This is a genomic window from Pseudomonas sp. Os17 (assembly GCF_001547895.1).
In the GTDB taxonomy this organism is placed as follows: Bacteria; Pseudomonadota; Gammaproteobacteria; order Pseudomonadales; family Pseudomonadaceae; genus Aquipseudomonas.
On sequence record NZ_AP014627.1, the window covers coordinates 14,798 to 41,345 of the forward strand.

27 protein-coding genes are annotated in these 26,548 nt (G+C 65.6%); 10 read left to right on the forward strand and 17 right to left on the reverse strand.

From position 1 onward, the window contains the following. Positions 1-25: 25 nt before the first annotated feature. Genes gmhB through glyQ form a run of 3 tightly spaced genes read right to left on the reverse strand, consistent with a single transcriptional unit; the run spans position 26 to position 3,581 of the window. Positions 26-559, reverse strand: coding sequence for a D-glycero-beta-D-manno-heptose 1,7-bisphosphate 7-phosphatase (gene gmhB / locus POS17_RS00080; RefSeq protein WP_060836821.1), 534 nt, complete (start codon positions 557-559; stop codon positions 26-28). 17 nt (positions 560-576) lie between these two features. Next, complete coding sequence (gene glyS, locus POS17_RS00085; protein ID WP_060836822.1) at positions 577-2,631, reverse strand: glycine--tRNA ligase subunit beta; 2,055 nt, start codon at positions 2,629-2,631, stop codon at positions 577-579. After that, positions 2,628-3,581, reverse strand: a complete 954-nt coding sequence (glyQ, locus tag POS17_RS00090; RefSeq protein ID WP_003177094.1) for a glycine--tRNA ligase subunit alpha — start codon at positions 3,579-3,581, stop codon at positions 2,628-2,630. Before glyQ ends, glyS begins: the two co-directional genes overlap by 4 nt. An 81-nt stretch (positions 3,582-3,662) precedes the next feature. On the opposite strand from glyQ, the gene tag reads away from it, so the two are divergent. The 3 genes from tag (at position 3,663) to POS17_RS00105 (ending at position 5,470) form a co-directional block, all read left to right on the forward strand. After that, positions 3,663-4,226 carry a DNA-3-methyladenine glycosylase I gene (gene tag, locus POS17_RS00095; RefSeq protein ID WP_060836823.1) on the forward strand — a complete coding sequence of 188 codons (564 nt, stop codon included), beginning with the start codon at positions 3,663-3,665 and terminating at the stop codon, positions 4,224-4,226. Between the two features lie 44 nt (positions 4,227-4,270). Further along, the gene (locus POS17_RS00100) at positions 4,271-5,158 is read left to right on the forward strand and encodes a lysophospholipid acyltransferase (RefSeq protein WP_060836824.1); all 888 of its coding nucleotides are present in this window, start codon (positions 4,271-4,273) and stop codon (positions 5,156-5,158) included. Positions 5,159-5,230: 72 nt separating this feature from the next. Beyond that, entirely contained in the window at positions 5,231-5,470 is a 240-nt protein-coding gene (locus tag POS17_RS00105; RefSeq protein ID WP_060836825.1) for a PilZ domain-containing protein, read from the forward strand. Positions 5,471-5,622: 152 nt separating this feature from the next. Here the strand turns inward: POS17_RS00105 and POS17_RS00110 are convergent, their stop codons facing one another. The 5 genes from POS17_RS00110 to def form a co-directional block, all read right to left on the reverse strand. Continuing rightward, positions 5,623-5,940 carry a tetratricopeptide repeat protein gene (locus tag POS17_RS00110; RefSeq protein WP_060836826.1) on the reverse strand — a complete coding sequence of 106 codons (318 nt, stop codon included), beginning with the start codon at positions 5,938-5,940 and terminating at the stop codon, positions 5,623-5,625. Positions 5,941-6,012: 72 nt separating this feature from the next. Then, entirely contained in the window at positions 6,013-7,386 is a 1,374-nt protein-coding gene (trkA, locus tag POS17_RS00115; RefSeq protein WP_060836827.1) for a Trk system potassium transporter TrkA, read from the reverse strand. 22 nt (positions 7,387-7,408) lie between these two features. Beyond that, entirely contained in the window at positions 7,409-8,734 is a 1,326-nt protein-coding gene (gene rsmB / locus POS17_RS00120; protein ID WP_060836828.1) for a 16S rRNA (cytosine(967)-C(5))-methyltransferase RsmB, read from the reverse strand. Next, on the reverse strand, positions 8,731-9,690 hold the full coding sequence (gene fmt, locus POS17_RS00125) for a methionyl-tRNA formyltransferase (protein ID WP_060836829.1): 960 nt from the start codon (positions 9,688-9,690) through the stop codon (positions 8,731-8,733). The genes rsmB and fmt overlap by 4 nt, the downstream gene beginning before the upstream one ends. 69 nt (positions 9,691-9,759) lie before the next feature. Beyond that, complete coding sequence (gene def, locus POS17_RS00130; protein WP_011058411.1) at positions 9,760-10,266, reverse strand: peptide deformylase; 507 nt, start codon at positions 10,264-10,266, stop codon at positions 9,760-9,762. A gap of 400 nt (positions 10,267-10,666) precedes the next feature. Here def and dprA point away from each other — a divergent pair, with 400 nt between their 5' ends. Beyond that, positions 10,667-11,779: a DNA-processing protein DprA gene (gene dprA, locus POS17_RS00135; RefSeq protein ID WP_060836830.1), complete on the forward strand. Its 1,113-nt coding sequence runs from the start codon at positions 10,667-10,669 to the stop codon at positions 11,777-11,779. A 94-nt stretch (positions 11,780-11,873) separates the two neighbouring features. Then, positions 11,874-12,431 (forward strand): L-threonylcarbamoyladenylate synthase, encoded by a 558-nt coding sequence (locus POS17_RS00140; RefSeq protein WP_060836831.1) that lies wholly within the window; start codon positions 11,874-11,876, stop codon positions 12,429-12,431. A gap of 67 nt (positions 12,432-12,498) precedes the next feature. Here POS17_RS00140 and POS17_RS00145 read toward each other — a convergent pair whose 3' ends face one another. Next, the gene (locus tag POS17_RS00145; protein ID WP_060836832.1) at positions 12,499-13,476 is read right to left on the reverse strand and encodes an NADPH:quinone reductase; all 978 of its coding nucleotides are present in this window, start codon (positions 13,474-13,476) and stop codon (positions 12,499-12,501) included. Between the two features lie 167 nt (positions 13,477-13,643). On the opposite strand from POS17_RS00145, the gene hemF reads away from it, so the two are divergent. Further along, entirely contained in the window at positions 13,644-14,561 is a 918-nt protein-coding gene (hemF, locus tag POS17_RS00150) for an oxygen-dependent coproporphyrinogen oxidase (RefSeq protein WP_060836833.1), read from the forward strand. A gap of 95 nt (positions 14,562-14,656) precedes the next feature. Then, positions 14,657-15,478 carry a shikimate dehydrogenase gene (aroE, locus tag POS17_RS00155; RefSeq protein ID WP_060836834.1) on the forward strand — a complete coding sequence of 274 codons (822 nt, stop codon included), beginning with the start codon at positions 14,657-14,659 and terminating at the stop codon, positions 15,476-15,478. A 123-nt stretch (positions 15,479-15,601) separates the two neighbouring features. Here aroE and POS17_RS00160 read toward each other — a convergent pair whose 3' ends face one another. The 3 genes from POS17_RS00160 to betC all read right to left on the reverse strand — a co-directional run bounded on the left by POS17_RS00160 (position 15,602) and on the right by betC (position 19,726). After that, positions 15,602-17,170, reverse strand: coding sequence for a SulP family inorganic anion transporter (locus POS17_RS00160; protein ID WP_060836835.1), 1,569 nt, complete (start codon positions 17,168-17,170; stop codon positions 15,602-15,604). Positions 17,171-17,278: 108 nt separating this feature from the next. Further along, positions 17,279-18,196, reverse strand: a complete 918-nt coding sequence (gene choX, locus POS17_RS00165; protein WP_060836836.1) for a choline ABC transporter substrate-binding protein — start codon at positions 18,194-18,196, stop codon at positions 17,279-17,281. 15 nt (positions 18,197-18,211) lie between these two features. Next, the gene (gene betC, locus POS17_RS00170) at positions 18,212-19,726 is read right to left on the reverse strand and encodes a choline-sulfatase (RefSeq protein WP_060836837.1); all 1,515 of its coding nucleotides are present in this window, start codon (positions 19,724-19,726) and stop codon (positions 18,212-18,214) included. A 114-nt stretch (positions 19,727-19,840) separates the two neighbouring features. Here betC and POS17_RS00175 point away from each other — a divergent pair, with 114 nt between their 5' ends. Continuing rightward, on the forward strand, positions 19,841-20,791 hold the full coding sequence (locus POS17_RS00175; RefSeq protein ID WP_060836838.1) for a choline sulfate utilization transcriptional regulator: 951 nt from the start codon (positions 19,841-19,843) through the stop codon (positions 20,789-20,791). Here the strand turns inward: POS17_RS00175 and POS17_RS00180 are convergent. Both POS17_RS00180 and ubiA read right to left on the reverse strand, forming a co-directional pair. After that, positions 20,757-21,218 (reverse strand): DoxX family protein, encoded by a 462-nt coding sequence (locus POS17_RS00180; protein WP_060836839.1) that lies wholly within the window; start codon positions 21,216-21,218, stop codon positions 20,757-20,759. The two genes, POS17_RS00175 and POS17_RS00180, sit on opposite strands and share 35 nt — an antisense overlap. Positions 21,219-21,271: 53 nt before the next feature. Beyond that, the gene (gene ubiA / locus POS17_RS00185; RefSeq protein ID WP_060836840.1) at positions 21,272-22,180 is read right to left on the reverse strand and encodes a 4-hydroxybenzoate octaprenyltransferase; all 909 of its coding nucleotides are present in this window, start codon (positions 22,178-22,180) and stop codon (positions 21,272-21,274) included. 228 nt (positions 22,181-22,408) lie between these two features. Here ubiA and POS17_RS00190 point away from each other — a divergent pair, with 228 nt between their 5' ends. Together POS17_RS00190 and POS17_RS00195 are read left to right on the forward strand one after the other, a co-directional pair. Beyond that, on the forward strand, positions 22,409-23,407 hold the full coding sequence (locus POS17_RS00190) for a LysR family transcriptional regulator (protein WP_060836841.1): 999 nt from the start codon (positions 22,409-22,411) through the stop codon (positions 23,405-23,407). Positions 23,408-23,511: 104 nt separating this feature from the next. Beyond that, positions 23,512-23,838, forward strand: coding sequence for a DOPA 4,5-dioxygenase family protein (locus tag POS17_RS00195; RefSeq protein ID WP_060836842.1), 327 nt, complete (start codon positions 23,512-23,514; stop codon positions 23,836-23,838). A gap of 57 nt (positions 23,839-23,895) precedes the next feature. Here POS17_RS00195 and POS17_RS00200 read toward each other — a convergent pair whose 3' ends face one another. The 3 genes from POS17_RS00200 to trpB all read right to left on the reverse strand — a co-directional run bounded on the left by POS17_RS00200 (position 23,896) and on the right by trpB (position 26,506). Beyond that, positions 23,896-24,351, reverse strand: coding sequence for an anti-virulence regulator CigR family protein (locus POS17_RS00200; RefSeq protein WP_060836843.1), 456 nt, complete (start codon positions 24,349-24,351; stop codon positions 23,896-23,898). A 122-nt stretch (positions 24,352-24,473) separates the two neighbouring features. Beyond that, the gene (gene trpA / locus POS17_RS00205; RefSeq protein ID WP_060836844.1) at positions 24,474-25,286 is read right to left on the reverse strand and encodes a tryptophan synthase subunit alpha; all 813 of its coding nucleotides are present in this window, start codon (positions 25,284-25,286) and stop codon (positions 24,474-24,476) included. After that, positions 25,286-26,506 carry a tryptophan synthase subunit beta gene (gene trpB, locus POS17_RS00210; protein WP_060836845.1) on the reverse strand — a complete coding sequence of 407 codons (1,221 nt, stop codon included), beginning with the start codon at positions 26,504-26,506 and terminating at the stop codon, positions 25,286-25,288. Before trpB ends, trpA begins: the two co-directional genes overlap by 1 nt. Between the last annotated feature and the right edge of the window lie 42 nt (positions 26,507-26,548).

Below are 26,548 nucleotides of genomic sequence, written 5' to 3' on the forward strand. Positions count from 1 at the left end.
CCTTGGTCAGGATGCCAGAAGGGGCCTAATTGTGGATAAGTTCAGCGGCAACGGCCGCCAGGTCGTCAAAAATCAAGGTGCCAACCGGCAGGGTTTTCCCCAGAGTCTTTTCGCCTTTCCCGGTCTTTACCAATACTGGCTGAGAGTCGACGGCTTTTGCGGCCTCCAGGTCACCGAGACTGTCACCGACAAACCATAGACCTGTCAGTTCTGCCTGGTAATGCTCGGCAATGGTTTGCAGCATGCCCGGTTTCGGTTTGCGGCAGGCGCACCCTTCGTCGGGGCCATGGGGACAATAGACGATCAGCCCGACCTCGCCGCCCTGCTCCGCCACCAGCTCGCGCAGGCGCGCGTGCATGGCATCGAGGGTGGCCAGATCGTAGTAGCCGCGAGCGATGCCGGACTGGTTGGTGGCGACTGCCACCGTCCAGCCGGCCTTGCTCAACTGCGCAATGGCTTCGATCGAGCCGGGGATTGGAATCCACTCCTGCACCGATTTGATGTAGGCGTCGGAGTCGTGATTGATCACGCCGTCCCGGTCGAGTATCAGCAGTTTCACAGCCTTTCCTTACCTGATCAGCTCAGCACCGAAATATCCGCCACACCCAGGAACAGGCCCCGCAGACGCGCCAGCAGCGCATAGCGGTTGGCCCGCACCTTGGCGTCCTCGGCATTGACCATCACCGCCTCGAAGAAGGCGTCCACCGGCTCGCGCAGGGCGGCCAGGCGGGCCAGGGTCTCGCTGTACTGACGTGCTGCGGCCATCGGCTGTACGGCCTGGTCCGCCTGCTGGATCGCCGAGTACAGGGAGAACTCGTTGGCGTTGTCGAAGTACTTGGCTTCGACGGTGGTTGGCACATTGCCTTCGACCTTGCTCAGCAGGTTCGACACGCGCTTGTTCACCGCGGCCAGGGCGGCGGCTTCCGGCAACTTGCGGAAGGCCTGCACGGCTTGCACGCGCTGGTCGAAGTCCAGGGCCGAGCCTGGCTTCAGGGCACGTACCGACAGGTAGGTGGCCACATCCACGCCTTCGTCTTCGTAGCGGGCACGCAGACGGTCGAAGATGAACTCCAGCACCTGGTCGGCCAGGCCGGCGGCCTTGACCTTGCTGCCGAAGGCGCTGACGGCGAAGGCCACGGCGTCGTTCAGGTCGAGATCGAACTTCTTCTCGATCAGGATCCGCAGCACGCCCAGGGCCGCGCGACGCAGGGCGTAGGGGTCCTTGCTGCCGGTGGGCAGCATGCCGATGCCGAAGATCCCCACCAGGGTGTCCAGCTTGTCGGCGATGGCCACGGCGGCACCGGTCACGGTGCTTGGCAGCTCGGCGCCGGCGCCACGAGGCATGTACTGCTCGTTCAGGGCCAGGGCCACGTCTTCCGGCTCACCGTCATTGAGGGCGTAGTAGTAGCCGGCGATGCCTTGCATCTCCGGGAACTCGCCGACCATTTCGGTGGCCAGGTCGCACTTGGACAGCAGGCCGGCACGGGCCGCGCGCTGGGCGTCGCCGCCGATGCGCGGGGCAATGAAGGCCGCCAGCTTGGACACCCGCTCGGCCTTGTCGTAGACGCTGCCGAGTTTTTCCTGGAAGACCACGTTCTGCAGGCGCAGGTTGAAGTCTTCGAGCTTCTGCTTCTTGTCCTGCTTGAAGAAGAACTCGGCGTCGGTCAGGCGTGGGCGCACGACTTTCTCGTTGCCCTCGATGATCTGGCGCGGGTCCTTGCTCTCGATGTTGGCCACGGTAATGAAGCGCGGCAGCAACTTGCCGTCGACGTCCAGCAGGCAGAAGTACTTCTGGTTGTCCTGCATGGTGGTGATCAGGGCTTCCTGGGGCACTTCAAGGAAACGCTCCTCGAACGAGCACACCAGCGGCACCGGCCATTCCACCAGGGCGTTCACTTCGTCCAGCAGGTCCGCCGGGACGATCGCCGTGCCTTCCTGCAGGGTGGCCAGCTCGGCGGTGCGCTTGCTGATCAGCTCGCGACGCTCGTTGGCATCGGCCAGCACGTAGGCGGCACGCAGGTCGGCCAGGTAGTTGGCCGGCGAGGTGATGCGCACGCTTTGCGGGTGATGGAAGCGGTGGCCACGGGAATCGCGGCCGGCCTTCTGGGCCAGGATGGTGCAGTCGATGACGTCGTCGCCCAGCAGCATCACCAGCCATTGGGTCGGACGCACGAACTCTTCCTTGCGCGCGGCCCAGCGCATGCGCTTGGGAATCGGCAGGTCGTTCAGCGAGTCTTCGACGATGGTCGGCAGCAGGCTGGCGGTCGGCTTGCCCTTGATGCTCTGGCTGTAGCGCAGTTTCGGACCGCTCTGATCGATCTCGCTGAGTTCGACGCCGCACTTCTTGGCAAAGCCCAGGGCTGCCTGGGTCGGGTTGCCTTCAGCGTCGAACGCCGCCTGGCGTGGCGGGCCGTCGAGGTTGATGCTGCGATCCGGCTGCTGGGTGGCCAGCTGGGTGATCAGTACCGCCAGGCGCCGTGGCGCGGCGTACACGTGCTTGGCCTGAAAGCTCAGGCCGGCGCTCTGCAGGCCTTTCTCGATGCCGGCCAGGAAGGCTTCGGCCAGGGTGTTCAGGGCTTTGGGTGGCAGTTCTTCAGTGCCCAGTTCAACCAGAAAATCTTGCGCACTCATTGTGCCGCCTCCAACTTAGCCAACACTTCATCACGCAGGTCCGGGGTTGCCATGGGGAAGCCCAGCTTGGCCCGGGCCAGCAGGTAGGCTTGCGCCACGGAACGCGCCAGGGTGCGCACACGCAGGATGTACTGCTGGCGCGCAGTCACCGAGATCGCCCGGCGTGCATCCAGCAGGTTGAAGGTGTGCGAGGCCTTGAGGACCATTTCATAGCTCGGCAGCGGCAGCGGCTGATCCAGCTCGATCAGGCGCTTGGCTTCGCTTTCGTAGAAATCGAACAGTTCGAACAGCTTCTCGACGTTGGCGTGTTCGAAGTTGTAGGTCGACTGCTCCACTTCGTTCTGGTGGAACACATCGCCATAGGTGACCTTGCCGAACGGGCCGTCGGCCCACACCAGGTCGTACACCGAGTCCACGCCCTGCAGGTACATGGCCAGGCGTTCCAGGCCGTAGGTGATCTCGCCGGTCACCGGGTAGCACTCGATGCCACCGGCCTGCTGGAAGTAGGTGAACTGAGTCACTTCCATGCCGTTGAGCCAGACTTCCCAGCCCAGGCCCCAGGCGCCCAGGGTCGGCGACTCCCAGTTGTCCTCGACGAAGCGGATGTCGTGCACCAGCGGGTCCAGGCCCACGTGCTTCAGGGAACCCAGGTACAGCTCCTGGAAGTTCTCCGGATTGGGCTTCAACACCACCTGGAACTGATAGTAGTGCTGCAGGCGGTTGGGGTTTTCGCCGTAGCGGCCGTCAGTCGGGCGACGACTGGGCTGCACATAAGCGGCGTTCCAGGTTTCCGGGCCGATGGCCCGCAGGAATGTAGCGGTGTGGAAAGTGCCGGCGCCTACTTCCATATCGTAGGGCTGAAGTACCACACAACCTTGCTCGGCCCAGTACTGCTGGAGGGCGAGGATCAAGTCTTGGAAGGTACGCACGGCTGGCGTAGGCTGGCTCACGAAATTCACCTGTTACTTGGGCTGCGATTTAAGGAGCGGGAGTATACCCGATTCAGTCCTGCGCACGCCCCCTGGAGCCTTATGCCACGCTGCTTTTGGTGTTCCGACGATCCGCTGTACATGGCTTATCACGATCAGGAGTGGGGCGTGCCGCTGCGCGATGCGCAGCGTCTGTTCGAGTTGTTATTGCTCGAAGGGTTCCAGGCCGGGCTGTCCTGGATCACCGTGCTGAAGAAGCGCGAGCGCTATCGCCAGGTGCTGTTCGGCTTCGATGTGCAGCGCGTGGCGCAGATGAGCGACGCCGAGATCGAAGACCTGATGCAGGACCCCGGCATCATCCGCAACCGCCTCAAGCTCAACGCCGCCCGGCGCAATGCCCAGGCCTGGCTGGAGCTGGAAGACCCGGTGGCCTTTCTCTGGTCCTTCGTCGGTGGCGAGCCGAAGATCAATCATTTCAACGACCGCAGCGAAGTGCCGGCGGTGACCCCGGAGGCCGAAGCCATGAGCCGCGGCCTGCAAAAAGCCGGCTTCACCTTCGTCGGACCGACCATCTGTTACGCGCTGATGCAGGCGTCGGGCATGGTCATGGATCACACCCGCGACTGTGATCGCTACGCCATCCTGGCCCACGCGCGGTTAGAATAGCCGGCTCGCGACACGCTTCATGACCGACAGATCAGGAGTCATTTGTGGATAAGTTCAAAGGCGCCCTGCTGGTGGGCGCTCTGCGGTTGTTTGCCCTGCTGCCCTGGCGCGCGGTGCAGGCGGTCGGCGCGGCCATCGGCTGGATCATGTGGAAGACCCCCAATCGTTCCCGCGACGTGGTGCGCATCAACCTGGCCAAATGTTTTCCACAGATGGACCCCGCCGAGCGCGAGCGCCTGGTAGGCCAGAGCCTGAAAGACATCGGCAAATCCCTGACCGAAAGCGCCTGCGCCTGGATCTGGCCGGCGGAGCGTTCCCTCGCCCTGGTGCGCGAAGTCGAGGGCCTGGACGTACTCAAGGACGCCCTGGCCTCGGGCAAGGGCGTGGTCGGCATCACCAGTCACCTGGGCAACTGGGAAGTGCTCAACCACTTCTACTGCAGCCAGTGCAAACCGATCATTTTCTACCGTCCGCCCAAGCTCAAGGCGGTGGACGAACTGCTGCGCAAGCAGCGGGTGCAACTGGGCAACCGCGTGGCGGCCTCCACCAAGGAAGGCATCCTCAGCGTCATCAAGGAAGTGCGCAAAGGCGGTGCCGTGGGCATTCCCGCCGACCCGGAACCGGCCGAATCCGCCGGGATCTTCGTGCCTTTCTTCGCCACCCAGGCCCTGACCAGCAAGTTCGTGCCGAACATGCTGGCCGGCGGCAAGGCAGTGGGCGTGTTCCTCCATGCCCTGCGCCTGCCCGATGGCTCGGGCTACAAGGTGATCCTCGAAGCGGCGCCGCAAGAGATGTACAGCACCGATACCGAAACCTCCTGTGCGGCCATGAGCAAGGTGGTCGAGCGCTATGTCGGGGCGTATCCGAGCCAGTACATGTGGAGCATGAAACGCTTCAAGAAGCGCCCTCCGGGCGAGGCGCGCTGGTACTGACAGCGCTGGCACGATCTGTGGATAACCTTCGCGCAGGCGTTATCCACAGCACACAGAACAAGGGCGCAGAAGATGTCCGAGCACCGCAAATCGTTTCGCATCAAGATTTCCCACGAGAGCATTGGCGAATGCCTGGGGCAGACCCGCAACCTGTCTGCCAGTGGCGTCTATGTGCAAAACCCGGCCCTGGCGCAATTGCCCAAGGGCGCGGTGGTCTATGGCCAGGTGCAGGGCCTGCCGGCGGCGGCGCCCCGGGTGCGCATGGAAGTGGTCCAGGCGGACGCGGAAGGGATCGCCCTGCGCTACCTGTGAAATCGTCCTGTAGCCGCTGCCGAGCCCGCGAGGCTGGGAAAAGGACCGAAGGGCCTTGTTTGGCGATCTCCAGCCGAACCTGTGTCGTCTCAAGATCTTTGCGTCCCTGCGGGCCGTTCGCAGCCTTCGGCAGCGGCTACAGGGGATAGAGGTCAGCCTTGAGACTGGCGGTCGAGTTTTTTCAGGAACACGGTCATTTCCTTTTCTGCCTGTTTGTCGCCGTGGCCCCGGGCCGCTTCCAGGCCCTGTTCCCAGGCCTGGCGTGCCCCTTGAAGATCGCCCTGCCCCTGACAGGCCTTGCCCAGCAGCTTCCAGGCCGCTGAATACTTGGGATCGAAGCCTACGCAGCGTTGCAGGTGCTCGGCCGCCCTGGCGAATTCACCCTGATCCAGGTAACCCTTGCCCAGGCCGAAGCGCAGCAGAGCGTTATCCACACCCTTGGCGAGCATTTTTTCCAGCGATTCAAGCATCGTTGTCACTCCTGTGGGCTCATGTAGCCGCTGCCGCAGGCTGCGCAAGGGCAGCGCCTACACAGTGGTTGATCAGAAAAAGCTCAGGCCCACGTGGAACAGCTTCTCCACGTCGCGAATGTGCTTTTTATCCACAAGGAACAGGATCACGTGGTCGCCGGCTTCGATCACCGTATCGTCGTGGGCGATCAGCACTTCTTCGTCACGAATGATGGCGCCGATGGTGGTGCCCGGCGGCAGGCCGATGTTCTCGATGGCGCGACCTATCACCTTGCTCGACTTGGCGTCGCCGTGGGCGATGGCCTCGATGGCTTCCGCCGCGCCGCGGCGCAGGGAGTGCACGCTGACGATGTCGCCGCGGCGCACGTGGGCCAGCAGGGTGCCGATGGTGGCCAGCTGCGGGCTGATGGCGATGTCGATGTCGCCACCCTGGATCAGGTCGACGTAGGCCGGGTTGTTGATGATGGTCATGACCTTCTTCGCCCCCAGGCGCTTGGCCAGCAGCGAGGACATGATGTTGGCCTCGTCGTCGTTGGTCAGGGCCAGGAAGATATCGGCGTCGGCGATGTTCTCTTCCAGCAGCAGGTCGCGGTCCGAGGCGCTGCCCTGCAGCACCACGGTGCTGTCCAGGGTGTCGGACAGGTAGCGGCAGCGGGCCGGGTTCATCTCGATGATCTTCACCTGGTAGCGGCTTTCGATGGCCTCGGCCAGGCGCTCGCCGATCTGCCCGCCACCGGCGATGACGATGCGCTTGTAGGATTCCTCCAGGCGGCGCATTTCGCTCATCACCGCGCGGATGTGGGCCTTGGCGGCGATGAAGAACACCTCGTCGTCGGCCTCGATCACCGTATCGCCCTTGGGCATGATCGGCCGGTCGCGCCGGAAGATCGCCGCCACCCGGGTGTCGACGTTGGGCATGTGCTCGCGCAGCTGACGCAGTTGCTGGCCCACCAGCGGGCCGCCGTAGTAGGCCTTGACCGCCACCAGTTGCGCCTTGCCTTCGGCGAAGTCGATCACTTGCAGGGCGCCGGGGTGTTCGATCAGGCGCTTGATGTAGAGGGTTACCACCTGCTCGGGGCTGATCAGCACGTCGACCGGGATCGCGTCGTTGTCGAACAGCCCGGCGCGGGTCAGGTAGGCGGATTCGCGCACCCGGGCGATCTTGGTCGGCGTGTTGAACAGGGTGTGGGCGACCTGGCAGGCGATCATGTTGGTTTCGTCGCTGTTGGTCACCGCCACCAGCATGTCGGCGTCGTCGGCTCCGGCCTGGCGCAGCACCGTGGGAAAGGAGCCGCGGCCTTGCACGGTGCGGATATCCAGGCGATCGCCGAGGCCGCGCAGGCGTTCGCCGTCGGTGTCCACCACGGTGATGTCGTTGGCTTCGCTGGCCAGGTGCTCCGCCAGTGTGCCGCCCACTTGCCCGGCGCCGAGGATGATGATTTTCATCCAGTCACTCCCTTAAAACCGTTTAGCCGCGTGCGGCGGCGATCTTGATCAGCTTGGCGTAGTAGAAACCGTCATGGCCGCCCTCTTGCGCCAGCAACTGGCGCCCGTGGGGCTGCTTGAGGCCGGCCGCAGGCTGCCCCAGTTGGCCGCCGATGTCCAATTCACGGGCGCCCGGGGTGCGCCCGAGGAAAGCCTCGATGACTTCGGTGTTCTCGGTGGGCAGGGTCGAGCAGGTGGCGTAGAGCAGGATGCCGCCCACTTCCAGGGTCTGCCACAGGGCGTCCAGCAGTTCGCCTTGCAGCTGCGCCAGGGCGGCGATGTCTTCCGGCTGGCGGGTCAGCTTGATGTCCGGGTGGCGACGGATCACCCCGGTGGCCGAGCACGGCGCGTCCAGCAGGATGCGCTGGAACGGCTGGCCGTCCCACCAGGCCTGGGTGTCGCGGCCGTCGGCGGCGATCAGCTGGGCATCGAGCTTCAGGCGGTCGAGGTTTTCCCGCACTCGCACCAGGCGCTTGGCCTCCAGGTCCACCGCCACCACGCCGGCCAGGGCCGGTTGCACTTCGAGGATGTGGCAGGTCTTGCCCCCCGGCGCGCAGCAGGCGTCCAGCACCCGCTGCCCCGGCGCCAACTCCAGCAGCTCGGCGGCCAGTTGCGCGGCTTCGTCCTGGACGCTGATCCAGCCTTCGGCAAAGCCCGGCAGGCCGCGAACATCGCCGGCTTCGTCGAGGACGATACCGTCCTGGCTGTAGACGCAGGCCCTGGCCGCCACACCCGCTTCGCTCAGCAGCTGCAGGTAGGCGTCCCGCGAATGATGCCGGCGATTGACCCGCAGGATCATCGGCGGGTGGGCGTTGTTGGCGGCGCAGATGGCTTCCCAGTGCTCGGGCCAGAAGGCCTTGAGGGACTTTTGCAGCCAGCGCGGGTGCGCGGTGCGCACTACCGGGTCGTGTTCCAGCTCGGCCAGCAGCGCCTCGCTTTCACGCTGGGCGCGGCGCAGCACGGCGTTGAGCAGGGCCTTGGCCCAGGGCTTTTTCAGCTTGTCGGCGCAACCCACGGTTTCGCCGATGGCGGCGTGGGCCGGCACCCGGGTGTAGAGCAGTTGATAGAGGCCCACCAGCAGCAGCGCCTCGACATCGGCGTCGGCGGCCTTGAATGGCTTCTGCAGCAGTTTGGCCGCCAGCGCCGACAGCCGTGGCTGCCAGCGCGCGGTGCCGAAGGCCAGGTCCTGGGTGAAGCCGCGATCCCGGGCTTCGACCTTGTCCAGCTGGATCGGCAGCGAGCTGTTGAGCGAGGCCTTGCCGTTGAGTACCGCGGTCAGGGCCTTGGCGGCGGCCAGGCGCGGGTTCATTGGGCGTCCGCCGCTTGGCCGAGGACGGTGCCGAGGGCGAACTTCTCGCGGCGGCTGTTGAACAGGTCGCTGAAGTTCAGCGCCTTGCCGCCGGGCAGTTGCAGGCGGGTCAGGCACAGCGCCTGCTCACCGCAGGCGACGAGCAGGCCGTCCTTGCTGGCGCCGAGGATCTCGCCCGGGGTGCCCCGGCCTGTGGCCAGGGTGGCGGCCAGGACTTTCAGGGCCTCGCCGTTCAAGGTGCTGTGGCAGATCGGCCAGGGGTTGAAGGCCCGGATCAGGCGTTCCAGCTCCACGGCCGGGCGGCTCCAGTCGATGCGCGCCTCGTCCTTGTTCAGCTTGTGGGCGTAGGTGGCCAGGCTGTCGTCCTGGACTTCGCCTTGCAGGGTGCCGGCGGCCAGGCCTTCGATGGCTTGCAGCACGGCCGGCGGGCCCAGCTCGGCCAGGCGGTCGTGCAGGCTGCCACCGGTGTCCTGGGCGCTGATCGGGGTGCTGACCTTGAGCAGCATCGGCCCGGTGTCCAGGCCGGCTTCCATGCGCATCACGGTCACGCCACTGGTTGCATCACCGGCTTCTACGGCGCGCTGGATCGGCGCGGCACCGCGCCAGCGCGGCAGCAGCGAGGCGTGGCTGTTGATGCAGCCAAGACGCGGAATATCCAGTACCACCTGAGGCAGGATCAGGCCGTAGGCCACCACCACCATCAGGTCCGGCTTGAGCGCCGCCAGTTCGGCCTGGGCCTCGGCATTGCGCAGGGTGGGTGGTTGCAGCACCGGGATCTGGTGCTCCAGGGCCAGTTGCTTGACCGGGCTGGGCATCAGCTTCTGCCCGCGCCCCGCCGGACGGTCCGGCTGGGTGTAGACCGCGACAATCTGGTGAGGGCTGTCGAGCAGGGCCTTGAGGTGTTCGGCGGCGAATTCGGGGGTGCCGGCAAAGACGATGCGCAGTGGCTCAGTCATGAGAATTCTCGATGTTAAACATGCGGAAAAGAAAAAGGCTTGCCGTGGCAAGCCTTTGCAAGACGGTCATCAAGCCTGCTGGCGATGCTGCTTTTCCAGCTTCTTCTTGATCCGGTCACGCTTGAGCGTGGACAGGTAATCGACGAACAGCTTGCCGTTGAGGTGGTCGCATTCGTGCTGGATGCACACCGCCAGTAGTCCTTCGGCGATCAGTTCATAGGGCTGGCCGTCGCGGTCCAGGGCCTTGATCTTGACCCGTTGCGGGCGGTCGACGTTTTCATAGAAACCCGGCACCGACAGGCAGCCTTCCTGGTACTGGTCCATCTCGTCGGTCAGGGCTTCGAATTCGGGGTTGATGAACACCCGGGGCTCGCTGCGATCTTCGGACAGGTCCATGACCACGACGCGTTTGTGCACGTTGACCTGGGTCGCCGCTAGACCGATGCCTGGGGCCTCATACATTGTTTCAAACATGTCGTCGACCAACTGACGCACTTCGTCGTCCACTACGGCCACGGGTTTGGCGATAGTGCGCAGGCGCGGATCAGGGAATTCGAGGATGTTTAAAATGGCCATAAGCGTAATTGCTACACGTGTGAAGTAAGGGCGGAGTCGGCGCCCTGACAGGTCCTGGACCTGGGCCGCCGATGCAAAACGTGCTCTGCAAAGGAGCGAGCCGCGCAGGCTCTGGCGTTTTACGCGAGCGCACATAATAAAGGGATTCAGCCCCCGAGGAAATGACTGTTCGCCTTGCCTCCGTTGGGCTGGACCGCCATCGGTCGCCGCTGCAGGCCTGCTCCTGGGGGCGTGACCGAGGTCTGCTCAGCGAGCGCGACCAGCGTTTGGGCGCAGCGTCGGCGAAGTTGGCGGACCGTTTCCCGAGGGCGTTGGGAAACTTGTCCTCAACAAGTTACCAACAGACTTATCCACAGCTTGTTCCGGCGCTGACCGGACTGATGACGATCAAGGATGATCCATGTCGCACTCGATTAGTGCCGCCATTTCCCCCGCGGAACTGGAAGCCCGTTTACGTTTGCATGGCGTGCCCGGTCTGGGACCCAGGCGCTTTCAGCGCCTGCTCCAGGCCTTCGGTTCAGCCGCCAAAGCCCTCAGTGCACCGGCCGGTGCCTGGCATGCCCTGGGCCTGCCGGCCGCCTGCAGCGATGCCCGGCGCAGCGCCGAAGTGCGCGAGGGCGCTCGGCGTGCCTTGGCCTGGATAGACAACCAGGCCCAGCATTTACTGATGTGGGACCAGCCCGGCTACCCGGCCTTGCTGGCCCAGTTGGAGGATGCGCCGCCGCTGTTGTTCGTGGCCGGCGACCCTTCGATTCTGGAACGGCCGCAGCTGGCGATGGTGGGCAGCCGCCGCGCTTCGTCCCCGGGACTGGACACCGCGGCGGCGTTCGCCAGGAGCCTGGCCGGAGCCGGATTCGTGATCACCAGTGGTCTGGCCCTGGGCATCGATGGCGCAGCCCATCAGGCGGCACTGGCCGTTGGCGGGCACACGGTGGGGGTGCTGGGCACCGGCCTGGAAAATTTTTATCCACAGCGCCATCGAGCCTTGGCCCAGGCGATGATCGACCAGGGCAGCGCGGTGGTTTCCGAGTTCGCGCTGGACACCGGTCCGCGGGCGGAGCACTTCCCCCGGCGCAATCGGATCATCAGCGGCCTGTCCCTCGGCGTGCTGGTGGTGGAAGCCAGCGTGGCCAGCGGTTCCCTGATCACCGCCCGCCTGGCGGCGGAACAGGGCCGCGAGGTGTACGCGATTCCCGGTTCCATCCATCACCCCGGTGCGCGGGGCTGTCACCAGCTGATCCGTGATGGCGCGGTATTGGTGGAAAGCGTGCAGGACATTCTCGAAACCCTCAGGGGCTGGCAACACGTGGCACCGCCGGCCGCCATGCCGGCCGAAACCGCCAGGCATCCGCTGCTGGCCCTGCTCCTGGCCGCGCCCCACAGCAGCGAGGCCCTGGCGCGGGCCAGCGGCTGGCCCCTGCCGCGGGTGCTGGCGGCCTTGAGCGAGTTGGAGATCGACGGCCTTGCGGTCAATGAAAACGGCCGCTGGCTGGCACGCCCGGGGTCGAGTTGAGGGCGGTTGCGCGCTGTCGCCAAACCGCAACAGGCCCTAGGTTTTATAGGCAGGATCGGTAAACTGCGCACAGCTTTTATCTGGAGATTCGGCAATGGTCAGCAGTTGGCGTGTGCAACAAGCCGCACGAGAGATTCGCGCAGGGGCGGTGATTGCCTACCCAACCGAAGCGGTCTGGGGCCTGGGGTGCGATCCGTGGAACGAAGAGGCGGTGGATCGCCTGCTGGCGATCAAGTCACGCTCGGTGGACAAGGGCCTGATTCTGATCGCCGACAACATCCATCAGTTCGACTTTCTCTTCGAGGACTTCCCCGACACCTGGATCGAGCGCATGTCCAGCACCTGGCCGGGTCCCAACACCTGGCTGGTGCCCCATCAGAACCTGCTGCCGGAGTGGGTCACCGGGGTGCATGACACGGTGGCGTTGCGGGTCAGCGATCATCCGCTGGTGCGTGAACTGTGCGCGCTGGTGGGACCGCTGATTTCCACCTCGGCCAATCCCCAGGGGCGGCCGGCGGCGCGCACGCGGCTGCGCGTCGAGCAGTACTTCCGTGGGCAACTGGACCTGGTGCTCACCGGCAGCCTGGGCGGGCGCAAGAACCCGAGCCTGATCCGCGATCTGGCCACCGGCAGGGTGGTGCGGCCCTCCTGATTGCTGCGCCGGCTCCCACGGGTCATCGCGACGCGTGTTGCAGGAGCCGGCTGGCCGGCGAAGGCGCTTAGGGCAAGAGCACCGTCGAACCGGTGGTGCGCCGTGCCGACAGCTCGACATGGGCCTTGGCGGCATCCGCCAGGGCGAAGCGCTGGCCAATCTCGATCTTCAACTGGCCGCTGGCGATCATGGCGAACAGATCGTCGGCCATGCGTTGCAGGTTCTCGGCGTTGTTGGCGTAGCTGGCCAGGGTCGGCCGGGTGACATACAGCGAGCCCTTGGCCGAGAGAATCCCCAGGTTCACCCCTTCCACCGCGCCCGAGGCATTGCCGAAGCTGACCATCAGCCCGCGGGGTGCCAGGCAATCCAGGGAAGTCAGCCAGGTGTCCTTGCCCACGCCGTCGTAGACCACCGGGCACTTCTTGCCGTCGGTCAGTTCCAGCACTCGCTGGGCCACGTCTTCATGGCTGTAATCGATGGTTTCCCAGGCACCCAGGGCCTTGGCGATGGCGGCTTTCTCCGGCGAGCTGACGGTGCCGATCAGTTTTACCCCCAGGGCCTTGGCCCACTGGCAGGCCAGGGAACCGACGCCGCCGGCGGCCGCGTGAAACAGCACGGTCTCGCCGCCCTTGAGTTCATAGGTCTGGCGCAGCAGGTACTGCACGGTCAGGCCCTTGAGCATCACCCCGGCGGCCTGTTCGAAGCTGATGGTGTCCGGCAGGTGCACCAGGTTGGCTTCGGGCAGCACGTGCACATCGCTGTAGGCACCCAGCGGGCCGCTGCCATAGGCCACCCGATCGCCGACCTTGAAGCGGGTCACCGCGCTGCCCACGGCTTCCACGACCCCGGCCCCTTCGGCGCCCAGGCCCGACGGAAGCGCCGGCGGTGCGTACAGGCCGCTGCGGAAATAGGTATCGATGAAGTTCAGGCCGATGGCCTGGTTGCTGACGCGAACCTGCTGCGGGCCCGGTTCGGCGGGCTGGTAATCCACATACTCGAGTACTTCGGGGCCGCCATGGGCGCGGAACTGGATACGTTTGGCCATCTGTACTCACTCCTTGGTCGTCGCGTGAAAGGGTTCTATCGGACTCCTCTGCTTGACCTTCGTCAACTGCGAGTGGACACAGTGCGGTGTTATGCTACGCGCCCATTTGCGCCGGCCCCGGTTTCATCCCTGGCGCCGCCTAGCTTTGCCCGATTCAAGGTGATGCCATGACTACCCGCACCGAGGCCGTAAAAGCCTACCTGCTCGACCTGCAAGACCGTATTTGCACTGCCCTGGAAAACGAAGACGGCGGCGCGCGCTTCATCGAGGATGCCTGGACCCGGCCTGCCGGCGGTGGCGGACGCACCCGGGTGATCGGTGGCGGTGCAGTGATCGAAAAGGGCGGGGTCAACTTCTCCCACGTGTTCGGCAGCGGCCTGCCGCCTTCGGCCAGCGCCCATCGTCCGGAACTGGCCGGTCGGGGTTTCGAGGCCCTGGGCGTGTCCCTGGTGATCCACCCGCACAACCCCCATGTGCCGACCTCCCACGCCAACGTGCGTTTCTTCATTGCCGAGAAGGAAGGTGAAGAACCGGTCTGGTGGTTCGGCGGCGGTTTCGACCTGACCCCCTACTACGGCAATGAAGAAGACTGCGTGCACTGGCACCAGGTCGCCGAACGCGCCTGCGCGCCTTTTGGCCCGGACGTCTACCCGCGCTACAAGGCCTGGTGCGACAGCTACTTCCACATCAAGCACCGCAACGAGCCCCGGGGCATCGGCGGCCTGTTCTTCGACGACTTGAACGAGTGGGACTTCGACACCTGCTTCGCTTTCATGCGCGCCATCGGCGATGCCTATATCGAGGCTTACCTGCCCATCGTCCAGCGCCGCAAGGCCGCGGCCTACACCGAGCAGCAGCGCGAGTTCCAGGAATTCCGCCGTGGCCGCTACGTGGAGTTCAACCTGGTCTACGACCGTGGCACCCTGTTCGGCCTGCAATCGGGCGGGCGTACCGAATCGATCCTCATGTCGTTGCCGCCGCAAGTGCGCTGGGGCTACGACTGGAAGGCCGAGCCGGGCACCGAAGAGGCGCGCCTGACCGAGTACTTCCTGCAGGACCGCGACTGGCTGGCGGCCAGCCACTAACCCGCACCCACCGTGTAGGAGCCGGCTTGCCGGCGAAGAGGCCTTCAAGGCGGACGCGGCTCCTACCCGTGTGTGTTGAGCAAATGGGATGAGAGATGGACCAGTACGTTGTCTTTGGTAATCCGATCGGCCATAGCAAATCACCCTTGATCCACCGGCTGTTCGCCCAGCAGACCGGCCAGCAACTGGAATACAACACCCTGCTGGCGCCCCTGGACGACTTCGCCGGCGCTGCCCGCGATTTCTTCGCCCAGGGCCGCGGGGCCAACGTCACAGTGCCGTTCAAGGAAGACGCCTATCGCCTGTGCGACAGCCTGACCGAGCGTGCGCAGCGGGCCGGCGCGGTGAACACCCTGAGCAAGCAGGCCGACGGCCGCCTGTTGGGGGACAACACCGACGGCGCCGGACTGGTGCGCGACCTGACGGTGAACGCCGGGGTCAGCCTCAAGGGCAAGCGCATCCTCCTCCTGGGAGCCGGGGGCGCCGTGCGCGGTGCCCTGGAGCCTTTGCTGGCGCAACAGCCGGCGTCGGTGGTGATTGCCAATCGCACCGTGGAAAAAGCCGAGTTGCTGGCCGAGCTGTTCGCCGATTTGGGGCCGGTGTCGGCCAGCGGCTTCGACTGGCTGGAGGAGTCGGTGGACCTGATCATCAATGCCACTTCCGCCAGCCTGTCTGGGGACTTGCCGCCGATTGCCAGCAGCCTGATCGAACCGGGCAAGACGGTGTGCTACGACATGATGTACGCCAAGGAACCGACGCCGTTCTGCCGCTGGGCCAGCGATCACGGAGCGGCACTGGTGCTCGATGGCCTGGGCATGCTGGCCGAACAGGCGGCGGAAGCCTTCTACCTGTGGCGTGGTGTGCGCCCGGACAGCGCCCCGGTGCTGGCCGAACTGCGCCGCCAGTTGGCGCAGTAACCCCTCCTCCCTCGTAGGAGCTGGCTTGCCAGCGAAGGCGGCCTCAAGACCGGCGCCAGGTCCAAGGGCCTCTTCGCCGGCAAGCCGGCTCCTACGTCGAGTGTGGGCAAGACGCCTGCGGGTTCAGTCTTCGAAGTGGATCGGGCAGTGCTCCGGTCCTTCGAGCTTGATCAATTCCTCTTTCACCGCCTGCCGGGCTCGGCGCAGGGTCAGGCTGCGGTCCTGGCGTTTCAGTCGGCGCGCCTCCTGATGCAGCATCGCCACCCCTGAATAGTCGATGAAGTTGATCTGCCGGGCGTCGATCACCAGTTTCGGTGCGTGGCAGCGTTGCATGCGCACTTGCAGGTAATGACTGGCGCCAAAGAAGATCGAGCCGCCGACCCGCAGGACGTCGGCATCGCCCTCGCTGGACTGCTGCACCCGTGGCTGCGACGTGCGCTTGAGGTAGAAGAACAGCGACGCCAGGACCCCGGCATAGATCGCCGTCTGCAACTCCAGGAGCAAGGTGGCGATGCAGGTCAGGCTCATCACCACAAATTCGGCGCGGCTGACCCGGAATAGCGCGCGTATGCCCCGATGGTCCACCAGCCCCCAGCAGATCAGCAGGATGCTGCCGGCCATGGCCGGAATCGGGATGTGGGCGATCAGCCCGGCGCCGGCCACCGCGAACAGCGCCACCCACAGCGCCGAGAACACCCCGGCCAGGGGCGAGCGGGCACCGGCTTCATAACTCAAGCCCGAGCGGGTGAAAGAGCCGGAGGACAGGTAGCCGGAGAAAAACGCCCCGACCATGTTCGACAGGCCCTGGGCGCGGACTTCCTGGTTGGCGTCGAGCAGTTGTTCCGAACGTGCCGACAGCGAGCGGGCAATCGACAGGCTGGTGACCAGCCCCAGCATCCCCACCGCCACGGCACTGGGCAGCAGCCGCAGGACCAGCTCCAGGTCCAGTGGCAACGGGCTCAAGGGCGGTAGCCGGCCCACGAAGGCGCTGACCAATTTGACGTGGCCGAACACCCCCGGCAGCAACCAGACCACCAGCGCACTGAGCACCAGGCTGAGCAACAGGCTGGGCCAGCGTGGCGCCAGTAGCTTCAGGCCGAGGCCGACGATCAGGCTGCCCAGCCCCAGCAACAGCGAAGGCTTGTCCACAGCGTCCAGGTGTTCCAGCAGCAAGCTCAGGCTATTGAGGGCGGTGGCCTGATTCGGCAGCTCCAGGCCCAGGAGGTTGGGCAATTGCCCCAGGGCAATCACCACCGCGGCACCGAGGGTGAAGCCCAGCACCACCGAATGCGAGACGAAGTTCACCAGGGCGCCGAAACGCAGCAGCCCCAGCAGCCACTGGAAGATCCCCGCCAGCAGGGTCAGCAGCAGGATCAGGGTGATGTAGTCCTCGGACGCCGGCACCGCCAGGGGGCTGACGCTGGCATACAGCACGATGGAAATCGCTGCCGTGGGCCCGCAGATCAGGTGCCAGGACGAGCCCCAGAGGCAGGCCACCAGCACCGGGACTATGGCCGCGTACAGCCCGTACTCCGGCGGCAGGCCGGCAATCAGCGCATAGGCGATCGATTGCGGCAGGGCGAGGATCGCGCCACTGAGCCCCACCAGCAGATCACGACCGACGCTGGCGCGGGTCTGCTGGGGCAGCCAGCCGAGAAAAGGCAGGAGTGAATGGCGGTTGGGCCAGGCCATGGTTGCTCACGGATGGGGGAATTCGAGGGGGCCAGGGTAATGCATTGTCAGGCTTCGGGCATGTGGCGAGGCTGGCCCCTGATCCCGCAGGAGCCGGCGCACCTTGGGCTACAACTTGGCCTTCACCGCCGCCAGGGCCTCTTTGTCATCGATGGTCCGGACCCCTTGCAGCCACTGCTCCAGCACCGCCGGGTTGGCCTTGATCCAGGCCTTGGCGGCATCGGCGTTGCTGAGCTTGTTGTTCACCACCTCGGCCATGATGGCGTTCTCCATGTCCTGGGTGAACCGCAGGTTGCTCAGGAGCTTGCCGACGTTCGGGCAGGCCTGTGCATAACCCTTGCGCGTCAGGGTGTAGACGCTGCCGCTGGCGCCGAAGTACTGCTCGCCCCCGGTCAGGTAACGCATGTTCAGCTGCACGTTCATCGGGTGCGGGGTCCAGCCGAGGAAGGTCACGAAGCGCTGTTTTTTCGTGGCCCGGGACACCTCGGCGAGCATCGCCTGCTCGCTGGACTCGATCAGCTTCCACTGGCCTAGATTGAACTCGTTGTTCTTGATGATCGCCTGCAGCGACAGGTTGGCCGGAGCACCGGAGCCGATGCCGTAGATCTTCCTGTCGAACTTGTCGGCGAATGTGTTCAGGTCGGCGAAATCATGCACCCCGGCGTCCCATACGTAGTTCGGAACCGCCAGGGTGAACTCGGTGCCTTCCAGGTTCTTCGCCAGCTGGATCACCTCGCCATTGGCCACGAACTTGTCGTAGAAGCCCTGCTGCGCCGGCATCCAGTTGCCCAGGAACACATCCACCTGGCCGTCCTTGAGGCCGCCGTAGGTGATGGGCACCGCCAGGGTGTCGATCTTGGCCTTGTAGCCCATGCCCTCCAGCAGAAAGCTGGCGATGGCGTTGGTGGCGGCGATGTCGCTCCAGCCCGGATCGGCCATCTTCACGGTTGCGCACGAGTCGGCCCAGGCGGTTGCGCTGCCCAGAGCCAGGAACCCGACGGCCAGCGCTGTGGATAACGTTTGCATGCTCTTCCCCTTGGATTATTGGTGTTGGCAGGGTTGTGGATAACGCGCCTTGCGCTCCAGATCGTCGAGGTCGATGTGGTTGCGCATGTATTGCGCACTGGCGTCGACCAGGGGCTGGTGATCCCAGCTCTTGCGCGTGCCCCGGTTCAGGGCGTCGGCCACCAGGCGGCGACGGCGCTGGCTGGCCAGGACCTGTTGGTGAATGGTCGGGATGTCCCACTTGGCCCGGGCCTCGGCGAGGAAGGCGTCGAACAGCGCTCGATGCTCGGCCGACTGGCTGAGGTCGATGCGCTCTTGCGGGTCGTGGGCGACATCGAAGAGCAGGCACGGGTCGTCTTCGCTGTAGATGAATTTGTAGGCGCCCCGGCGAATCATCATCAGCGGGCTGATAGTGCCCTCGGCCATGTATTCGCCGAACACCTCATCGTGGCCGCCCTGCCCCAGCAGATGGGGGACCAGGGAGCGGCCGTCCAGGGGCAGGTTGGGCTCCACATGGCCGCCGGCCAGTTCCACCAGGGTCGGCAGCAGGTCGGCAGTGGACACCGCGGCGCCGACCCGCCCGGCGGCGAACTGCCCCGGCGCGCAGATCAGCAGCGGCACCCGGGCGGCCATTTCGAACCAGTGCATTTTGTACCAGAGGCCACGCTCGCCGAGCATGTCGCCGTGGTCGCCGGAAAACACGATCAACGTGTCGTCCGCCAGCCCGGTGTCTTCCAGGGTCTGCAGCAGCTTGCCGACGTTGCTGTCGATGTAGCTGCAGGCGCCGAAGTAGGCCCGCCGCGCGTCGCGGATCTTATCCACAGGCAGCGGCTTGTCCCACAGGTCGTAGACCTTGAGCAGGCGCTGGGAGTGCGGGTCTAGCTCGCTCTGGGGCGGGGTCTGGGGCAGTGGAATGTCGTCGTCGCGGTACAGATCCCAGAACGCCTTGGGAATGGTGTAGGGATCGTGGGGATGGGTCATGGACACGGTGAGGCAGAACGGCTGGTCGCCGCCCGCGCGAACGTGGTCGAACAGGTATTGCCGGGCCTTGAACACCACCTCTTCGTCGAAATCCAGTTGGTTGGTGCGCACGCAAGGGCCGGCCTGCAGCACCGAGGACATGTTGTGGTACCAGCTGGGGCGCACCTGGGGCTCATCCCAGTTCACCGCCCAGCCGTAGTCGGCGGGGTAGATGTCAGTGGTCAGGCGTTCTTCGTAGCCGTGCAACTGGTCCGGGCCGCAGAAGTGCATCTTGCCCGACAGCGCGGTGCGATAGCCCAGGCGCCGCAGGTAGTGGGCATAGGTGGGCACGTCGGCGGGAAAGTCCGCGGCGTTGTCGTAGGCGCCGATCTTGCTCGGCAACTGGCCGCTGACCAGGGTGAAGCGCGACGGCGCGCACAGCGGGCTGTTGCAGTAGGCAGCGTCGAACACCACGCCCCGGGCGGCCAGGCGGCTGAGGTGCGGCAGCTGGATGGGCGATGGACCGTAGAACGGCAGCAAGGGCGCGGCCATCTGGTCGGCCATGATGAAAAGAATGTTCTTGCGCTTCATGGATTCGCGGCATTCCATAGTCGACGGTTATGCGAAAGTGCTGCGATCGAGCATGGATTCCATGTCTTTGGCGGTAAAGCCCATGTGCGGCAATGACTAGGATAAGCACCGCTTATGTATGAAGCCCTTGGTGACCTGTCCCTGGACCTGCTCCGGGTGTTTGAAGCGGCCGCGCGTCTGCGCAGCTTCACCGCGGCGGCGGTGGAACTGGGCACTACCCAGCCGGCCATCAGCCAGCAGATCAAGCGCCTGGAAGAGCAGTTGCAGGTGCGCCTGTTCGACCGCATCTACCGCGGCATCGAACTGACCGAGTCCGGCGCGCTGTTGCTGGAACAGGTGCAGGCCGGCCTGCAGAGCATCGACGCCGGCCTCACGGCCCTGGCCCAGCAGCATCAGCATGAGGTGTTGCAGGTGGCCACGGATTTCGCCTTCGCCGCCTACTGGCTGATGCCGCGCCTGCATCGTTTCCATCAGGCCAACCCCCAGGTGGACGTCAGCCTGGTGACCAGCGAGCGCAGCCACAGCATGTTGCGCAGCGATATCGATGTGGCGGTGCTGTTCGGCGACGGACGTTTCAAGCATGGCGAAAGCCACTGGCTGTTCAGCGAGGAAGTGTTTCCGGTGTGCAGCCCGCTGCTGCTCAAGGAGCGCCTGGCGCCCCTGCCCGCCCAGGCCCTGCTGGAGATGCCGCTGCTGCACCTGCGGGGGGAAAACGCCAGTCACTGGTTCGACTGGAGCGGGGTGTTCCGCGAACTGGGCCTGGCCGGCGCCCCGCCCCCGGGGCAATTGCGTTTCGACAATTACACCCTGCTGATCCAGGCGGCCATCGGCGGCCAGGGCGTGGCCATCGGCTGGCGTCATCTGGTGGACGATCTGCTGGCACAGGGGCTGTTGTGCCGGCCGATCGCCCAGAGTGCGCTGTCCGCCTACGGCTATTACGTGGTGCTGCCGCCGCGCAAGCGTCGCGGACCGTTGATCCAGCGCTTCGTCGACTGGCTGATGGCCGAGCAGGCCGGCAGTGCCCAGTCCCTCAGGGGGCTGGCGTTGCCGTCCATTGCCCTGTAGACGGCACCTTGAACAGGCTCCACAGGGACAGTGCGCCGTTGCCCAGGCACACCAGCGCCAGCGACACCACCGCGAGGAAGGCCAGGTATTCCCAGCCGCCCCCCGGGCTGGTGTAGATCCAGCCGTGGGCGCCGTGGACGAAGACGATCGCCCCCAGCAGCATCGGCATCAGCCCCAGGGCGATCCAGCGCACGCCTACCCCGAGGATCAGCAGCAAGCCCCCCACCAGCTCGGCGCACACCGCCGGGTAGGTCAGCCACTCGGGCATGCCGGTGGCGCCGAACAGCTTGAGGGTGCCCGGCCAGCCCAGGACCAGGATCTTGAACAGGGCGTGGGCGACGTACATGGCGCCCAGGGCCAGGCGCAGGAACAGGGCGGCCCATTGTTCCGGTGCCTGGAGCGGCGATCTGATTGGGAGTGCAGGCATATGACAAGTCCTTGTGTGGTTGGGAAGGTTGCGGATTGCTGAGTGTCCGGCGGTCAAACGATGGCCACCGAGGCGCCGACCAGTAACAGCACGCCGATGTGGACGTTGCTGCGAAACAGGTGGTTGCAGGGCTCCGGGTGGTCCGGACTGAACAGGCTGAGCTGGTAGGCCAGGGCCAGGGCGATTGGCAGCAGCAGGATGAAAAAGCCCGGGTTGGCACCGGCCAGCAGGCCCGCGCCGCACCAGCACAGCAGGGTCATGGCGTAGAACCCGGCGATCCAGGTCCTGCCCCGTTCGGCGAACAGCGTGGCGGTGGAGCGCAGGCCCATGTTCAGGTCGTCCTCACGGTCGCTGTAGGCATAGAGGGTGTCGTAGCCCAACTGCCAGAACAGGCAGCCCAGCCACAGCGCCAGTGCACTGGGTTGCAGGCTGCCGGTGGTTTCCACGCTGGCCATGAGCACGCCCCAGTTGAACACCGCGCCGAGAAACGCCTGGGGCCAGTGGGTGAAGCGCTTGAACAGCGGGTAGACCAGGGTCAGGGGCACGCAGCACAGGGCCAGCAGCACCGTCGCCGGTTGCAGAAGCGGCAGCAACCCGGCGGCCAGCAGCAACGTCACGGTCAGGCAGGCCAGGGCTTGGGCGAGGCTCAGCGAACCCTGGGCCAGGGGCCGCTGGCGGGTGCGGTTGACCCGGGCGTCGAAGCCGCGATCGAGGATGTCGTTGATGCAGCAGCCGGCACTGCGCATCAGCAGGGCGCCGAGGGCGAACACCAGCACGGTGCCGACCGGGGGAATGCGCCCGGCGCAGAGGATCAGCGCGGCCAGGGCCGGCAGCAGGGTCAGCCAGGTGCCGATGGGCCGGTCCAGGCGCATCAGGCGGGCGTAGGCCTGCCAGGATCGCGGCAGGCGGGTCGCGACCCAGTCATGGGCGCGGATGTCATTGAGGTCGGGGCTGGCGGGCATCTTCGGTCCCTGAATGTGAGCACGGTGTTGATCACGACCCAGCGCTTTCAAGTGTTCAAAAAACACTCAGGCCGGTGGCGGTCACCGAACGTCGGGCAAGCCGCTGCCGTGATCGCACGGGTTGATTTTCAGTGCCATCTGCTTGCTGGTCGGATGCGCTAAAGTTGCCCGCCCCCGCCCGTTGCGGCAAGGGAACAATCCGCAATAGCCTCCTGCAGGATCTGCAATATGCTCCGTGATGAAGTGCCCCGCGTTCCACGTATCGACCTCAACCTGCTGCGGGTTTTCGATGCGGTCTATGAGGACCGCAGCATCCTGCTGGCCAGCAAGCGCCTGCATCTGAGCCAGTCGGCGGTCAGCCATGCCCTGACCCGGCTGCGCGAGTCCTTGCAGGACGAGCTGTTCATTCGCACGGCCAAGGGCATGCAGCCGTCGGCCCGGGCCGAGGCGATTGCCGGCCCGTTGCGCGAGGCGCTGCTGACCATTCAACACACGGTCGGCGTGGAGCCATTCGACCCCGCCCGCGCGACGCGTACCTTCACCCTGGCGGCCAACGACTACCTGAGTTCGGTGCTGTTGGCGCCCTTGCTGCGGCGCCTGGCCCAGGTGGCGCCGGGGGTGGATCTGGTGGTGCGTCCGGCGACCCGCCTGGACCTGGCCGAGCAGATCGATGTCGGACGTATCGATCTGGCCGTCGGGGTGTTTGCCGAGTTGCCGCAGCGGGTGCACAGCGCCTGTCTCTGGCGGCAGCAGGATGAGTTGCTGATGTGCCCCGAGCATCCCTTGCTCGACCTGCCTGTACTGACGCTTGAGGCCCTGGCGGACCAGCCGTTGATCACGCTGTCGGTGGGCGGGCAGGAGGAAGGCGCGGTCAACGGCTACATTCTCGAGCGCGGCATTGCCCGGCAGTCGGAGATGTTCGATCGCCAGCGCCTGGAGCAGGCACTGGCGGCGATTGGCCGGCGTCCCCAGTACAAGGTCACCCTGCCCCATGCCCTGGTGCTGCCGCAGTTGCTGGAGCAGTCGCGCCTGGTGGCGATTGTGCCGGAACCCTTGGCCCGGGCCTTCGAGCAGCGTTTTGGGCTGTGCCGGCGGGCGCTGCCGCTGGCGGTCGAGCCCTCATCGCTGCTGGCGATCTGGCACGGGCGCAACAGTGCCGACCCGGCCCATCTCTGGCTGCGCCAGCAACTGCTGGAGGTGGCGGCGACGCTGGCGCAAGCGCTTTGAGCCGGTCGGCTTTCGGTGTTTTCATGGGGCCGGTGTTTTCTTCACAGCGGGTGTTCTGCATCTGTGGCGAGCCTTGAGGGCTCGTCTTTATCGCGAGGCTTTGCATGCAACGGATCAAGGGCTATCACGCCCATGTCTACTTTGACGCCAGCACCCTGGAGCGCGCCCGGGCCTTGTGCGAACAGGCGGCGCAGTTGTTCGAGCTGAAAATGGGCCGGGTGCACCAGCGGCCGGTTGGACCGCACCCGGACTGGAGCTGCCAGCTGGCGTTCGCGCCAGAGGTGTTTGCCCAGGTGGTGCCGTGGCTGGCCCTCAACCGTCAGGGGCTGGTGGTGTTCCTGCACCCGGACACCGGGGACGATCTGCGGGATCACACCGATCATGCGATCTGGATGGGGGCCATGCGGCCGCTGGATCTGACAGGGTTCTGAGGGGGCGCCTGGCCTGGCAGCCGGCTCCCGCGGGGGAGTCGGCTGGTTGAAAAACGATCAGTAGAGCACGCCGTCGAGGATCTCGTAGACGATGCCGGTGCCCACGGCCATCAGGAAGATATCGCCGCCCATGCGTCGCCATTCATAGCCCGGGTAGACCGGCAGGCGTGACAGGGCGCGCCCATCCAGGCGTTCGCCGTAGTAACCGCGGGGCAAGGGTTGGCCGCGCACCAGGCGGATGCCGGGAGGTGGAGGGGCGCCCCGCACGAAGTAGCCGCGATTGTCGTGGATGGTCTGGCGTACCGGGCCGAAGTCCCGCGGTGGGCCACCGCGCCGGTCGTTGTCCAGACCGCGGTGTTCGTTGCCTCGATTGTCCCAATGGCCCGGCGGTGGTCCTCCACGATCATCGCCATGGCCATGGTCGCCGCGTTCGTCGGCCATCACGTGCAGCAACGGGCTGGCGCCGAGCAGCAGCACCACGGCTCCGGCAATCAGACGTTTGGGCATTTTCATCAGGCATTCCTCGCAGCACAAACAACAAAAAGGGTTTCAGAACAGCGGTTCTGAAACCCTCGGTCTTGTCTGTTTAGTGTGCGTCCAGAGGCGCTAATTCCTCTGTATCAGGAACTTTACCCTCAGCTGACCCGGGCCTTACGTACGCCTTCGGCCAGGGCCGCGCACAGGCTCAGGACACCGTCCACCGCTTGCTCGGAAGACTCGGCATGGGCGATGTGGTCGATCAGCGCCGAGCCCACCACCACGCCGTCCGCCAGACGGGCGATGGCGGCCGCTTGCTCCGGGGTACGGATGCCGAAACCGATGCTGATCGGCAGCTCGGTGTGGCGGCGCAGGCGGGCCACGGCTTCTTCCACGTGTTCCAGGGTGGCGGCGCCGGCACCGGTCACGCCGGCCACCGAGACGTAGTAGACAAAGCCGGAACTGCCGTCGAGGACCTTGGGCAGGCGTGCATCGTCGGTGGTCGGGGTGGTGAGGCGGATGAAGTCGATGCCGGCGGCCTGGGCCGGGTCGCACAGCTCGCTGTTATGTTCCGGCGGCATGTCCACCACGATCAGGCCGTCGACCCCGGCGGCCTTGGCGTCGGCAATGAAGCGCGGCACGCCGTAGTGGTGGATCGGGTTGAAGTAGCCCATCAGCACCAGCGGGGTGTCGCTGTTGCCTGCGCGGAACTCGCGGACCATCTGCAGGGTTTTCGCCAGGTTTTGCTTGGCGCCCAGGGCGCGGATGTTGGCCAGCTGGATCGCCGGGCCGTCGGCCATCGGGTCGGTGAAGGGCATGCCCAGTTCGATCACGTCGGCGCCCGCCGCGGGCAGGCCCTTGAGGATCGCCAGGGAGGTGTCGTAATTGGGGTCGCCGGCGGTGACGAAGGTCACCAGGGCCGCGCGGTTCTGTTGCTTCAGCTCGGCAAAGCGGGTTTGCAGGCGGCTCATCAGTGTTTCTCCTGCTGGGACTGTTGCATGTGGTGCATGACGGTCTGCATGTCTTTGTCGCCACGCCCCGAGAGGTTGACCACCATCAGGTGATCCTTGGGCAGGGTCGGCGCGCGCTTGAACACTTCGGCCAGGGCGTGGGCGCTTTCCAGGGCCGGGATGATGCCTTCCAGGCGGCAGCACTGGTGGAACGCGGCCAGGGCTTCGTCGTCGGTCACCGAGGTGTATTCGACGCGGCCGATATCGTGCAACCAGGCGTGTTCCGGGCCGATGCCGGGGTAGTCGAGGCCGGCGGAAATCGAGTGGGCGTCGATGATCTGGCCATCGTCGTCCTGCAGCAGGAAGGTGCGGTTGCCGTGGAGCACGCCCGGTACGCCGCCGTTGAGGCTGGCGGCATGCTTGCCGGTCTCGATGCCGTAGCCGGCGGCTTCTACGCCGATGATCTGCACGCTTTTATCGTCGAGGAACGGGTGGAACAGGCCCATGGCGTTGGAGCCGCCGCCGATGCACGCCACCAGGCTGTCCGGCAGGCGGCCTTCCTGGGCTTGCAGCTGTTCGCGGGTTTCCTTGCCGATCACCGCCTGGAAGTCGCGGACCATGGCCGGGTACGGGTGCGGACCGGCCACGGTGCCGATCAGGTAGAAGGTGCTGTCGACGTTGGTCACCCAGTCGCGCAGGGCTTCGTTCATGGCGTCTTTCAGGGTGCCGGTGCCGGCCACGACCGGGATCACTTCGGCGCCCAGCAGCTTCATGCGGAACACGTTGGCCTGCTGGCGCTCGATGTCGGTGGTGCCCATGTAGATCACGCATTCCAGGCCAAAGCGCGCGGCCACGGTGGCGGTGGCCACGCCGTGCATGCCGGCGCCGGTCTCGGCGATGATGCGTTTCTTGCCCATGCGCCGGGCCAGGAGGATCTGGCCGATGCAGTTGTTGATCTTGTGCGCGCCGGTGTGGTTCAGCTCTTCGCGCTTGAGGTAGATCTTGGCGCCGCCGCAGTGTTCGGTCAGGCGTTCGGCGAAGTACAGCGGGCTTGGGCGGCCGACGTAGTCGCGCTGGAAGTAGGCCAGCTCCTTGAGGAACTCGGGGTCTTCCTTGGCCTTTTCGTATTCGCGGGCCAGGTCGAGGATCAGCGGCATCAGGGTTTCGGCCACGTAACGGCCGCCGAACGCGCCGAACAGGCCGTTGTCGTCTGGACCATTACGCAATTGGGACTGAGTCATTGCAGCGCTCCCGGGCAAGGGTGGGGAAAGACAAATTCGTGG

Bases quoted from the DNA above. Each gene is read 5' to 3' on its own strand.
- trpB (WP_060836845.1), bottom strand. From the start codon at position 26,506: ATGACTCAGTCCCAATTGCGTAATGGTCCAGACGACAACGGCCTGTTC.
- aroE (WP_060836834.1), top strand. From the start codon at position 14,657: ATGGACCAGTACGTTGTCTTTGGTAATCCGATCGGCCATAGCAAATCA.
- fmt (WP_060836829.1), bottom strand. From the start codon at position 9,690: ATGACTGAGCCACTGCGCATCGTCTTTGCCGGCACCCCCGAATTCGCC.
- POS17_RS00190 (WP_060836841.1), top strand. From the start codon at position 22,409: ATGCTCCGTGATGAAGTGCCCCGCGTTCCACGTATCGACCTCAACCTG.
- rsmB (WP_060836828.1), bottom strand. From the start codon at position 8,734: ATGAACCCGCGCCTGGCCGCCGCCAAGGCCCTGACCGCGGTACTCAAC.
- hemF (WP_060836833.1), top strand. From the start codon at position 13,644: ATGACTACCCGCACCGAGGCCGTAAAAGCCTACCTGCTCGACCTGCAA.
- ubiA (WP_060836840.1), bottom strand. From the start codon at position 22,180: ATGCCCGCCAGCCCCGACCTCAATGACATCCGCGCCCATGACTGGGTC.
- tag (WP_060836823.1), top strand. From the start codon at position 3,663: ATGCCACGCTGCTTTTGGTGTTCCGACGATCCGCTGTACATGGCTTAT.
- dprA (WP_060836830.1), top strand. From the start codon at position 10,667: ATGTCGCACTCGATTAGTGCCGCCATTTCCCCCGCGGAACTGGAAGCC.
- choX (WP_060836836.1), bottom strand. From the start codon at position 18,196: ATGCAAACGTTATCCACAGCGCTGGCCGTCGGGTTCCTGGCTCTGGGC.
- POS17_RS00195 (WP_060836842.1), top strand. From the start codon at position 23,512: ATGCAACGGATCAAGGGCTATCACGCCCATGTCTACTTTGACGCCAGC.
- POS17_RS00110 (WP_060836826.1), bottom strand. From the start codon at position 5,940: ATGCTTGAATCGCTGGAAAAAATGCTCGCCAAGGGTGTGGATAACGCT.
- trkA (WP_060836827.1), bottom strand. From the start codon at position 7,386: ATGAAAATCATCATCCTCGGCGCCGGGCAAGTGGGCGGCACACTGGCG.
- POS17_RS00175 (WP_060836838.1), top strand. From the start codon at position 19,841: ATGTATGAAGCCCTTGGTGACCTGTCCCTGGACCTGCTCCGGGTGTTT.
- POS17_RS00200 (WP_060836843.1), bottom strand. From the start codon at position 24,351: ATGAAAATGCCCAAACGTCTGATTGCCGGAGCCGTGGTGCTGCTGCTC.
- def (WP_011058411.1), bottom strand. From the start codon at position 10,266: ATGGCCATTTTAAACATCCTCGAATTCCCTGATCCGCGCCTGCGCACT.
- POS17_RS00145 (WP_060836832.1), bottom strand. From the start codon at position 13,476: ATGGCCAAACGTATCCAGTTCCGCGCCCATGGCGGCCCCGAAGTACTC.
- betC (WP_060836837.1), bottom strand. From the start codon at position 19,726: ATGAAGCGCAAGAACATTCTTTTCATCATGGCCGACCAGATGGCCGCG.
- POS17_RS00105 (WP_060836825.1), top strand. From the start codon at position 5,231: ATGTCCGAGCACCGCAAATCGTTTCGCATCAAGATTTCCCACGAGAGC.
- POS17_RS00140 (WP_060836831.1), top strand. From the start codon at position 11,874: ATGGTCAGCAGTTGGCGTGTGCAACAAGCCGCACGAGAGATTCGCGCA.
- glyS (WP_060836822.1), bottom strand. From the start codon at position 2,631: ATGAGTGCGCAAGATTTTCTGGTTGAACTGGGCACTGAAGAACTGCCA.
- trpA (WP_060836844.1), bottom strand. From the start codon at position 25,286: ATGAGCCGCCTGCAAACCCGCTTTGCCGAGCTGAAGCAACAGAACCGC.
- POS17_RS00180 (WP_060836839.1), bottom strand. From the start codon at position 21,218: ATGCCTGCACTCCCAATCAGATCGCCGCTCCAGGCACCGGAACAATGG.
- POS17_RS00160 (WP_060836835.1), bottom strand. From the start codon at position 17,170: ATGGCCTGGCCCAACCGCCATTCACTCCTGCCTTTTCTCGGCTGGCTG.